Source organism: Pseudomonas alkylphenolica (assembly GCF_016009175.1).
Taxonomy (GTDB): Bacteria; Pseudomonadota; Gammaproteobacteria; order Pseudomonadales; family Pseudomonadaceae; genus Aquipseudomonas; species Aquipseudomonas alkylphenolica_B.
Genome location: NZ_JADUCM010000060.1, coordinates 1 through 10,680 on the forward strand (window position 1 = coordinate 1; position 10,680 = coordinate 10,680).

10 protein-coding genes are annotated in these 10,680 nt (G+C 62.5%); 6 read left to right on the forward strand and 4 right to left on the reverse strand.

The window, feature by feature from the left end:
- The first annotated feature begins 278 nt into the window (after nucleotides 1-278).
- Both I5S59_RS26015 and I5S59_RS26020 read left to right on the forward strand, forming a co-directional pair.
- A complete protein-coding gene (locus I5S59_RS26015) occupies nucleotides 279-1,256 on the forward strand; it encodes a LysR family transcriptional regulator (RefSeq protein WP_197879132.1) in 978 nt (325 codons plus the stop codon).
- Nucleotides 1,257-1,453: 197 nt separating this feature from the next.
- Complete coding sequence (locus tag I5S59_RS26020) at nucleotides 1,454-1,873, forward strand: glycine zipper domain-containing protein (protein WP_197879133.1); 420 nt, start codon at nucleotides 1,454-1,456, stop codon at nucleotides 1,871-1,873.
- Nucleotides 1,874-1,927: 54 nt separating this feature from the next.
- On the opposite strand, the gene I5S59_RS26025 is transcribed toward I5S59_RS26020, so the two are convergent.
- On the reverse strand, nucleotides 1,928-2,329 hold the full coding sequence (locus I5S59_RS26025) for a hypothetical protein (RefSeq protein WP_197879134.1): 402 nt from the start codon (nucleotides 2,327-2,329) through the stop codon (nucleotides 1,928-1,930).
- A 459-nt stretch (nucleotides 2,330-2,788) separates the two neighbouring features.
- On the opposite strand from I5S59_RS26025, the gene I5S59_RS26030 reads away from it, so the two are divergent.
- The 4 genes from I5S59_RS26030 to I5S59_RS26045 all read left to right on the forward strand — a co-directional run bounded on the left by I5S59_RS26030 (nucleotide 2,789) and on the right by I5S59_RS26045 (nucleotide 6,203).
- Complete coding sequence (locus I5S59_RS26030; protein WP_197879135.1) at nucleotides 2,789-3,562, forward strand: hypothetical protein; 774 nt, start codon at nucleotides 2,789-2,791, stop codon at nucleotides 3,560-3,562.
- A 23-nt stretch (nucleotides 3,563-3,585) separates the two neighbouring features.
- Nucleotides 3,586-3,852 carry a hypothetical protein gene (locus tag I5S59_RS26035; protein ID WP_197879136.1) on the forward strand — a complete coding sequence of 89 codons (267 nt, stop codon included), beginning with the start codon at nucleotides 3,586-3,588 and terminating at the stop codon, nucleotides 3,850-3,852.
- 59 nt (nucleotides 3,853-3,911) lie between these two features.
- Nucleotides 3,912-4,817: a hypothetical protein gene (locus I5S59_RS26040; RefSeq protein WP_197879137.1), complete on the forward strand. Its 906-nt coding sequence runs from the start codon at nucleotides 3,912-3,914 to the stop codon at nucleotides 4,815-4,817.
- A gap of 108 nt (nucleotides 4,818-4,925) precedes the next feature.
- Nucleotides 4,926-6,203, forward strand: a complete 1,278-nt coding sequence (locus tag I5S59_RS26045) for a flavohemoglobin expression-modulating QEGLA motif protein (RefSeq protein ID WP_197879138.1) — start codon at nucleotides 4,926-4,928, stop codon at nucleotides 6,201-6,203.
- 47 nt (nucleotides 6,204-6,250) lie between these two features.
- Here the strand turns inward: I5S59_RS26045 and I5S59_RS26050 are convergent, their stop codons facing one another.
- The 3 genes from I5S59_RS26050 to I5S59_RS26060 form a co-directional block, all read right to left on the reverse strand.
- Nucleotides 6,251-7,501: an OprD family porin gene (locus tag I5S59_RS26050; RefSeq protein WP_197879139.1), complete on the reverse strand. Its 1,251-nt coding sequence runs from the start codon at nucleotides 7,499-7,501 to the stop codon at nucleotides 6,251-6,253.
- Between the two features lie 74 nt (nucleotides 7,502-7,575).
- Nucleotides 7,576-8,916, reverse strand: coding sequence for an MFS transporter (locus tag I5S59_RS26055; protein ID WP_232239990.1), 1,341 nt, complete (start codon nucleotides 8,914-8,916; stop codon nucleotides 7,576-7,578).
- Nucleotides 8,917-9,001: 85 nt separating this feature from the next.
- A complete protein-coding gene (locus I5S59_RS26060; protein WP_232239991.1) occupies nucleotides 9,002-10,540 on the reverse strand; it encodes a bifunctional 3-(3-hydroxy-phenyl)propionate/3-hydroxycinnamic acid hydroxylase in 1,539 nt (512 codons plus the stop codon).
- Nucleotides 10,541-10,680: the final 140 nt, after the last annotated feature.

A 10,680-nucleotide genomic window follows, 5' to 3' on the forward strand; every position in this document is an offset into this window, starting at 1 on the left:
CGTTTCGAAACCCCCCCGGGCGCTCCCAAAGGGTTTTTTTCCCACTTGTTTTACCCTCGTGGGGGTGGCGAAAACCGGGGCCCGGCGGCCCCCGCCGCGGGGTGGAGGTAGTGCTCGTCATCTGAAGCTCCTGGGAATCATTGTTATAGGCAGGAGAAAGGTCTGTCATGCGCTGCGCAAGGCCATTGCACTCTGGCGGTGCATTGCTAGATGGTGCGGCAACACCTATGCTAGGAAAAGCTTCTAATCTCAATACTCAAGTATAAGTTTTAACAATAATGACAACACCCACGGCTCCCCTGTTGCGCAACCCGGAAGCCAGGCGCTTCCTCAACGATCGTCTGGACTGGAACCTGTTGCGCACCTTCCTGGTGATCGGCCAGGAAGGCAGCATCAGCCGGGCCGCGGCGCGCCTGTACCTGAGTCAGCCGGCGATCAGCCAGGCGCTCAAGCGGCTGGAGGAGCAACTGGACTGCGCCCTGGTGGTACGCCGCGGGCCGCGTATCAGCCTGACCCGAACCGGCGAGGAAGTCATTCAGATTGCCGCCGAGCTCTACGGCACCGTGTCGCGCCTGGGCCCTGCCCTGGACAAGTCTGCCGAAACGGTGGTGGGCAAGGTCCGCCTGCTGACCATCAGCCGCATCCAGTCCAGCGCTTACGACGACTTCCTCGCGCAGTTCCACATCGACTACCCGCAAGTCGAACTGGAGGTCGATGTGTTGCGCAGCTCGGACGTGATCAGCGCGTTGCTGCAAAAAACCGCCTCGTTTGGCCTGGGCCTGTGCCGCACGCCACAGCCCAAACTCGAACAGCGGGTGTTGCTGCAGCAGCGCTACGCGTTCTTCTGTGGCAAGCGCCACCGCCTGTTTGGCCGCAAGAACCTGAGCCTGAGCGATTTGCTGAGCGAAAACTTCGTGAGCTTCACCAGTGACCAGATTGGCGGCAACCTCTCGCCGCTCACGGTGTTTCGTGACCAGCAGGGTTTCACCGGGCGCATTGTCGCCTCTTCGCCGAGCCTGGATGAAATCCGCCGGCTGGTGGGCGCCGGGTACGGCATCGGTTGTTTGCCGGAACACATCGTCGCCGCCGATGTGCAGGCCGAAGAGGTCTGGCGCCTGCCGCCCTGGGAGGGCGTGATCGATGTGAATGTCTACCTGCTGTGGCACCGTGAACAGAAAATGACCCAGGCCGAGTCGGTGTTTCTGGAGCGCTTTCAGCAGATGCTGATGACCACGGATCCGGCCGAGCGGTTTTAGCCTGATCACCAGCTCCTGCAGGTGCACCGCAGACCTGTGGGAGCGGGTTCACCCGCGAAACATGACCCCGATGCGCGACAGGCGGTCGCTTTTCGGGTCTGGACCTTGACTCACGTCTAAGAACTACGGAACACGCGTTGTCCGCACTTTTCGCATCTGACAGACTCAAACCCTGTACACCGTATGAGGTTAACGAAATGCGAAAGATACTCTCTGTATTGGCACTCTCTGTCGTTGCAGCACAAGGGGCCTATGCCGGGGAATCGGCGAATACCGCCGTCGGTGGTGGCCTGGGTGGCGCACTGGGTAGCGTGGTGGGGCAAGCCGTTGGCGGCAGCACCGGCGCTGCGATCGGCGCTGGCGTCGGTGGCGCAGCAGGTGGCGCGGTCAGCGCCAAGGATGGCAAAAAAACCGAAGCCGCGATTGGCGGTGGCCTGGGCGCTGCAGGCGGTCAGGTGGTGGGGCGCAGTATCGGCGGCACGACAGGCGGCACCATCGGGGCCGGCCTGGGTGGTGCGGCCGGTGGCGCTGTCGGCAACAGCCTGGCGGACGACGACCATCACGACAACCACAAGTCCAGCCACAAACATAAGCACAAACACAAGCACAACCATTGACCCGGGTTTGACTGCGGCCATCATCGTTATGGCCGCGTGAACTGCGCCAGTGCCTTAACGGCGATAGTAGCGGTGGTCGTTGTCGTAGCGATGCTGCATGGCCCGATCGTGACGACGCTCCCAGTCCCGGCGACGTTCCGCTTCCCGGCGGGCCTGTTCCCTGCGCCAGTTGTCGCGGCGCCAGTTCTCCCGACGCCAGTCGTCCCGGCGATCGTGCCAACGGCCATCGTGCCAATAGCGGTCATCATCGTGGGCCAGCAATGGCCCGGCCTGTTTGTCAGCAATGCTGGCCACGCTCGGCCACGGGTTGCTCACCGCCCGCTGTGGCGCCTGAACGGTGGCGACTTCGGTGGCAACCATCGGGGTTGAAGTTTTCATCGGTGTTGCTGATGCCGAGCCCACCGCCGCGAACGCGAACAGGCCAAAGAGCACCATCCGTGGGACATGGAATTTCATGAGCGAAGTCAACCTCTGGTTGGCAATGGGTGTCTGTCTGGCCATCGCGCCTGTCAGGTCGATGTGCCTATCCAGATAGACCGCCAAATAGAGAAAAGTTCTAAGGCTTCAGCCAAAAAATTGACAAGCCAATAGGCACTATTGACCGCCAACCACCACCCTGCGGATTAACAAAACTATTTTATAAACCGGCATTCTATCGGCGGTAACGCCCTGCCCTTTAGCTTCAAAAGAATATAACTACCGTGTTGCTGCTGACTTATTATCTCCTCCGGAAAACGCAAGTAAAAATACCAAGGAGACTAACAAAAAGCTGACTAACCCACTCGCGAACCACCTCACCAAAACTTGTTAGTGCGTGCCACAGGCAGGCTGTTGTTGTGCGCGCTGATCAATAACCTTATGAACGACTTAAACAGCCGCTCACTCATTTACCGTACGTTAAAGGAATCACTATCAATGAATGATAATGACAGTGCCTTCAACCCGGCGCACCCTCCTTTGATGACCAACCCTGATAACTTGCCACCCGAAAACTCCGGTGCGTTCGTTGTCGGAAGTTATTCAATAACCAAGGATCATTTCGACCTGGTGACAGATCCGCGCTACCCCTGGCAAACGATGAACCACAATTCACCGTCCGAATGGGAAAAGTGGAAGCAGACCAAGGCCGACAAACTGGCCAATGTCGACCACTATCAGGTGCAGCGATCCCGCTACTGGCACCGCGTCAGCCGTAAGACCTATGCCAATAACGTCACTGAACAGGTCACCAACGTCGTCGGCGCTACCTACACCCATTCGGAGGGCCAGACCCACTCGATCACCCAGCGCATCGGCATGGACCTGGGCCTTGACCTGTCGGGCGGCGACCTGTTTGCCGGCGGCGAAGTGCCGCCGATACCGCCGGTTATGGCCACCCAAGGCGCCCTGGCCCAGGCCGCGCCTTTAGGTGCTTCGACCTTCAACCTCAGCGCCGAGTTGTCCCGCACCCTGGAGTACCGCCAGGAGGACACCCGCTCCTACGACTACCGGCACGAAGTGATGACCACGACGGAATTTCTGGCGGACTACCAGTACCTGAACTGGCAGGTTTGCGAAGCCATTGAAATTTATCGCGTGCCATCGGCCGGCGGTACTGACAAGCAACTTGTGAGTTCGGTTCCCGCCAACACCACCACGACCTACAACGACCGGATACTCATGAAACCGGCCACGCCGCCCTCACTGTAACGTTAACGCAAGGAGCATTCACCATGACTCAGCAAACCACACTAAACCCCGGTGGCTCGGTTGTTTATTCCACTCGCCCGGTGGGCCTGCGTACGCAACTATCGGCCAAGTGCAGCGATGCCGGCGACTCTAAAATAAGTTGGCATATCGAGTTGTGCTGCAAGAGCAATCACGATGTTGTACTTGAGGCAGGTCAACCCACGACTATTGATGTCTCTGAAGGCGCCGGCGCATTAATGACGGTGTCGAATATCGGTTTCAATCCCGTGACTGTCTGGACGGATTATTAAAGCCAGCCCACGCGTTTATGCATCACGTTGCTTCTTCACTCTCACTCAAGGAAGTCGACATGAACGCAACTGTCAGTAGCCAGGAACACCTGGCACACGCCATTCTCATGCCGTTCGGTAGCCAGGCGGCCACACTCGATTCGGCTAACCTCAGCACCCGGCTCGATACCATTGGCAAGGGTGTCGCCAGCATCATGGCCTTGCGTCACCCACCTCAATCCGGCCAGGCAGCCATCGATACCGAAGCTGCTACCAAGGCAGCGGCGACGGTGAAAAACCTTGTAGCCGGCCTGCGCTTCGTCGTCCACGATTTGCTGCCAACGCTGGGGGCACCACTCGATGACTTTCTCGCCCAGGCCCGCCAGCCGGGTGATTTGCGCAATCGCTTGAGCCAGGCGCTGCGCAGCAGCGGCTTGAGCGCAGCGGAGGTGGAATGGGCGTTCGGTGAGCTGGACGGCATCGAGTTTCGGCTGGTCGATCTGCTGGTCAACAACGACCCGCGCAACCTCGATGTGTTGTTGGATGGCATCAGCACGGGCCAGAACGGGCTGCACAATGCCGGGTTCCTGGCCTTTTCCGGGGATGCCGGGATTGATCAGCGCCTGGGCCAACTCATTGCCCGCTGCCGTGAAAAAGGCGTAACGGCCTCGTTCGTCCATGTGCTGGTGCTGGCGTTCGGCGCCGCGGCGGCTGTAGAGCATTACCAGACGGCAGAGAACCTCATGTTCCCCCACGTCGCCTGGACCCCGCACGCGTTGCAGCAACTGCATGCGTTACACCTGACGCCCGCCGGGCAGACGTTCGTGATCAATCACACCAACAACTGGGTGACGGGTTCCGCAGCTGGCTGGGCGCTCAACACCAACCATAACACCCACGATGTCACCACCGGCCTGACGGTGACCGCACGTGTGGTCGCCGTTGCCGGCCCCAACAAAACCGTGAACATCATGTCCATTCAGTAACTGGCGGGTAGCGTGAAGGCGAAGCAGGTCAATTCGACCTGTTTCGCCGCATTGCCTTGGCAACGACTAAGCTCAAACACTGGATTGTCGTCTCTCAAGGTGAAGGCCATGAGTGCCGTTTCGCTGCCTGAACTCGATGCCGCGTTACCTGGGTTAACCCGCAAGATTCGTGTCCTCGATGCCCTGGCGTGGCCCGATGGCGTCGAGGAGGTGTTCCTCGGCCAATGGCGCAGCGGCAAGGCGCAGCTGCCAAAGGTCACCTTTACCCCGCGCGAGCATGGCGCCGAGATTGCCGCGCTCGACAGTTTTGTCGACCAGTGCGACCAAGGCCATCCGGCAGGTCGCTTTCTCGCCAGGACCGCGCACAGCTATGCCACGGCCGGGCGCATGCTCGGTGCGATGGGTACGCCTGCGTTTACCCGCTATTCCTCGCTGCTGTACCGGCGCCCGGACTTTTACTACCCCAGGCAAAAGCTGAGCATGCTCGACGCCGCGCAGTTTTTTCTGAAGACTACCGACGCCCTGCTCGGCGGCGACTGCATTCCCCCGAGCCCCGCCGAGATTCCCGCCGAGGTGTTTGCCGCCTGGTTGCAGCCGGAGCTGGACCGCTTTTTTGGTGCCGGCCAGATCAGCATTCAGCTTGACCCGGACCTGGCCGCCAAAGCCATTGCCGGGGTCAGCCGCATTCGCCTGCGCGCCAGCGCCTTGTTCACCGAGCTGGACAAGCAGCAGTTGCTGCAACACGAAGCTTTTGTGCATGTGGCCACCGCGCAAAACGGTGCGCGCCAGCCCAACCTGAAATGCCTGGCCCTCGGCGCGCCACGCACTACGCAGACCCAGGAAGGGATCGCCACGCTGGCCGAACTGCTCACCGGCAGCATGGACATCAACCGCCTGCGGCGCCTCGCCTTGCGCGTGCTGGCGGTGCAGCAAGCGCTTGATGGCGCCGACTTCATCCAGGTGTTTGAAGGCTTTCTGAAGGCGGGGCAGACGCCGGAAGAGTCCTTTCGCTCAACCCAGCGGATTTTCCGCGGCGCCGATGTCCGCGGCGGCTCGGCGTTCACCAAGGATGCCGCCTACCTCACCGGCTTGCTCGGCGTGCACACCCTGCTGCGCGTTGCGATCCGCGATAACCGCCCGGAGCTGGTCGGACACCTGTTTGCCGGGCGCCTGAGCCTGGGCGACACCCTGCACCTGGCGCCGCTGTTCGAGTCGGGCTGGTTGCAGGGGCCAACCTATTTGCCGGTCTGGGCCAGCGACCTGCGACGGCTCGCTGCCACCCTGGCGTTTTCGGCCTTCATCGCCCGGGTCAAGCTGGACCTGCTCGACCTGCAACAGTTCATGGCCTTTGAAGACGAGCACGAGGTCGATAGCCGCACCCTGTAGGAGCGAGGCTTGCCCGCGAAAAACGGCAACGCGGTTCAGCTTGCCAATCAGAACAACGCAAACGTGTAGTCGATGTTCACCCGCTGTTCATCGACATCGCGAAAGTAGTTGCTGGTGTAATGACCCTGACGGTAACGCAGCCCGAGCCCTTTCGCCGGGCCCGACTGTATCACGTAGGCCAGCTCCCAGGAGCGCTCGGTCTCGTCGTTGTCGCCACCGGCGCCCGCGAAGTGCACGTTGCTGCCATCGATATAGCGATACAATGCGCTCAATCCCGGAACCCCGGCCGCAGCAAAGTCGTACTGATAGCGCGCCTGCCAGGTACGTTCCTCGGGGTTGCTGAACTCCGATACCAGCGAGCCTTCGGTAATCACGTTGACGTCCGTGCCGGCCAGGTAGGGCAAGGCCGTGTCGCCGCTCATGTGCATCTGGCCAAACGCCAGCGTGTGCCCCGCCAGGGCATAGGACAGGTTGTACTGATAGGCGCGGTTATCCACGCGTCCGGCCCTGGCCTCGCCATCTTCTCGGCTGGCATGAAAGCGCAGGTCGACCTTCAGCGTGCCTGGCCCTACCGCCATGCTTTTCAGCAGCCCCAGGTAGTCCTGCTGGTAGATGTCGCTCAGCTGCGCCCGGTAGTAGCTGAAGGTTGCACCCTGGGCGAACGCCCAGTCGCCCCCCGCGTAGAGGAACTCCTTGGACTCGGCCCCCGCCTTGAAGCGGCCAAACTGGCTGGAGACCTGCAACGGCTGCCAGTTGGTCGAGTCGCGCAGGTTGATGCGGTCGATCCGGCCGGCACGCAGGGTCAACCCGTCTATGTCACGAGAACTCAGGTCAACGCCACGAAAGGTTGGCGGAAACAGTCGCGACATCACCGGCAGGATCACCGGCAGCATCGGCTCGACCTGCCCCGCCTTGAGCTCGGTTTTCGAAACCTTGAACTTGGCCGTCAGGCCCGCTTCGGCAAAGCTGTCATTCGGCTCGCGGGTGGTCGGGCTGTAGGGGATCAGGCCGGTGCCGACGCGGTCAGGCGACGAGTCGAGCTTGAAGCCGGCCATGGCGCTGGCATCCAGGCCGAAGCCGAGGGTGCCCGGAGTGTAGCCGGACTGCACTTTGAGCAGAAATCCCTGCGCCCACTCCTGCGTCTGGGATTGGCCGCTGCCACTGCGAAAGTCGCGGTCGAAATAGTAATTGCGCACCAGCAGTTTGCCGCTGCTATCGGTGAAAAAGTCCCCGGCTTGTGCATGGGGCAATGTCAGCAAGACAAGCAAAGCAAGGAGCGAAAGCGTCAGTCTGGTCATGGCTTTTGTTCTTTTGCAGACGTGAAGGGTCGCGCCGCGGCAATGGCTGCCGCAGCGGGGCTATAAAACCTGAATCAGGCGTGGAGCGTGGTTCGGCAGGCGCGAGCGTTTCTGATCACCAGCACGGCGCCGATGATCATCAACACGGCGGCATAGCAGATACCCGCGACGAAGCTTTGGGTGTGGTCCTTGAGTATCCCGACCATCAGCGAACTGACAATCGTCGCCGCGTTGCCAAACGCGTTGATGAAGGCGATGCCCACCACCTTGGCCGACGACGACAGGTTCTGGTCGGCAAAGGCCCAGAACACCGTCATGGCGCCGAAGGCACCTGCCGAAGCCAGGCTGATGCCAAGCAATTGCAACGCCGGGCTGTGCAGGAAGGCTGCCGCCAGCCAGCCCACGGCGCCGATCGCCAGCGGTGCGAAGGTGTGCCAGCGGCGCTCGCGCAGGCGGTCGGAGTGCGATCCCAGCCAGAGCATGGCGAACACCGTGACCACCTGCGGGACGGCAACCAGGAACCCGGTGACCACGTTGCCCGCGCCGGCGCTGAAACCGGCGATCATCTGTGGCCCCCAGATATTCACCATGCCCATGCTGGTGACCATGCAGAAGTAGATCAAGGCCAGGCGCAGAGTGCCTGCGGTAAGCCAGCGCCCGCTGGCAACGCCGCCGTCACTGCGTGCTGCCACCTCGCGGTCGCGCGCCATCAGCGCGGCCAGCACCTGCTTCTCTTCGGCGCTGAGCCAGCGCGCACGCTCCGGTGAGTCGTCCAGGCGATACCAGGCGATCATGCCGAGCACCACACACGGCAGGCCCTCGACCATAAACAGCCATTGCCAGCCGTGCAGGCCAAGGGTGCCGTTAAGCTCAAGGAGAAAGCCCGAGACGATCGAGCCCAGGGTGGCAGTGACCGGCATGGCGATCATGAACAGGGCATTGGCGCGCGAGCGGTACTCACTGGGGAACCAGCGACTGATGTACAGCAACATGCCCGGCAAAAAACCGGCCTCGGTGATGCCCACCAGCATGCGCAGCACATACAGGCTGGTTTCATCGCGGGCGAACATGGTGCAGGTCGAGGCAATGCCCCAGGCTACAACCAGCACGGCGATCCAGCGCCGTGCGCCGATGCGTTCGAGCATCAGGTTGCTGGGAATGCCGCAGGCGATGTACACCGCGTAAAACACCGTGTTGGCGAAGCCGAACGCCGCTGCGCTCAACCCCAGGTCGCGGCTCATCGCGGCGCCGGCGAAGCCGATGTTGATGCGGTCGAGAAAAGAGAACATGAACAGCAGGAAGAGGAAACCGAGCAGTCGACGGGAGACCCGCGACATGACCTGTTCGGCGCTGACCGAAGACGGCAGCGTTACACCTGGCACCTCTTGCGAGGCAGCCTGATCGAGGCTTTGCATGATAGGCACTCCGGCATGCTCAAGGCATGCATATTGTTCTTGTAGTGGTCGGTAGCTTGGCGGGAGTCACCTCCCGCCGTGCGCCTCAGGCGCAGTTCGAGCGCAGCGGTTCGCTGTTGCCCGGGGTCAAGGGAAACGCCCGCAACAGCAGCGGTTCCAGGTCGGTTTCAGTGTGTGCCAGGCCATGCAGATAGCGGTCCGGGCGGATCAGGGCGGCGCAGGCGCCGAGGCTGTCGAGCCAGGCGCGCATGGCCGGCTCGTCAGCTGCGCGGCAGCTTACCGATGCGTCGGCCAGATGGCAGGCCAGCGTCAGGGCTTCAGGCCGGCACAGCAACAGGTAGCGGTAACCGGTAACGTCATCCATCAGGCTGCCGTCGGCCAGGCGAAACTGCGGCGTCACCTGCCCGGCCACGCCTTCCGGCGCGCCATCGTGGGCACCAGGACCCAGCGCCGGTTCCGGCGTGCGGAAGCGCTCGATGGCACAGCTCAGGCTCGCATCCCGCGCGGCCACGGCCTCGCTGTCGGTGGCCTGGATAATATCGCCGAAGCGCACCGCGCCTTCGATGAATTCGCGTACATGGGGGATCCGTTCGGAGGCGTAGCTGTCCAGCAGTGCGTCGTCCGCTTCGCCCGCCAGTACCGCGCGCAACTTCCAGGCGAGGTTGGCCGCATCGCGGATGCCCGCCGCCATGCCCTGCCCCATGAACGGTGGGGTCTGGTGCGCCGCATCGCCGGCAATCAGCAGCCGCCCGCGTCGCCATTGCTGCGCGACCACGGAGTGGAACATGTACACCGCCGAGCGCTCGATCTCTGCGTCCGCCGGCCCGATCCAGCGCGACAGGCACGCCCAGATCCATTCCGGTGTATTGATCTGCGCAAGATCGTCACCGGGCATCACCATCACTTCCCAGCGCCGGCGTTGACCGGCACCGCAGATGTAAGTGCTCGGGCGCTGCGGGTCGCAATACTGGATGGAGTAATCGCCCAGTTCAGGCAACGGGCGCTTGAGCATGAAGTCGATCACCAGCCAGCGCTCATGCAGCTGCAGGTCTTCCAGGGCACTGCCCATCAGCCGGCGAACCAGCGAGCGCGCACCATCGCAGCCGATCACATAACGCGCGCGGCCGGTCAGCAGCTCACCGTTGCGCATGTTCTCGTAGCTGAGCGCGACGTGATCGGCGTGCTCGGTCAGGGCGAAGACATCATGGCGCGTGAGTAGCTGCACGGCAGGTCGCTCCAGCAGCCGCTCACGCAAGGCGTGTTCCAGATCAGGCTGATGCACCCGGTAGCAGGCACTCCAGCCATGGCTGCCGAGCGCTACCGGCCGTTGCCATTCGATCAGCAGCTCGCCGGCGGCGTTGACGAACTTCATGCCCGGGGCCGCACTGACCTGCTCGCCCAGGCGTTGCAGCAGACCTATGGATTGAAACACGCGCATGCATTCGGCATCGAAGCGAATGGCCCGCGGTAACTGCAGAATGCCGGCCTCGCGTTCCAGCACCAGCACGCTGTGGCCGCATTCGGCCAACAGGTTGGCCAGCACCGCACCGGTCGGGCCACAGCCCACGATGGCGACGTCATACATCGCCGGGTTCTGCTCGCTGAGAGGATTTTTATTGTTCATCGTCGTCTCTTCACTGCGGGGGCCCCCCCCCCCCGGGGGGGGGGGGGGGGGGGGGGGGGGGGGGGGCCCCCCCCGGGGGCGGGGGCCCCGGGGGGGGGCCGGGGGGTGGGAGGGGGGGGGCCGGGGGGGGGGGCAGGGGG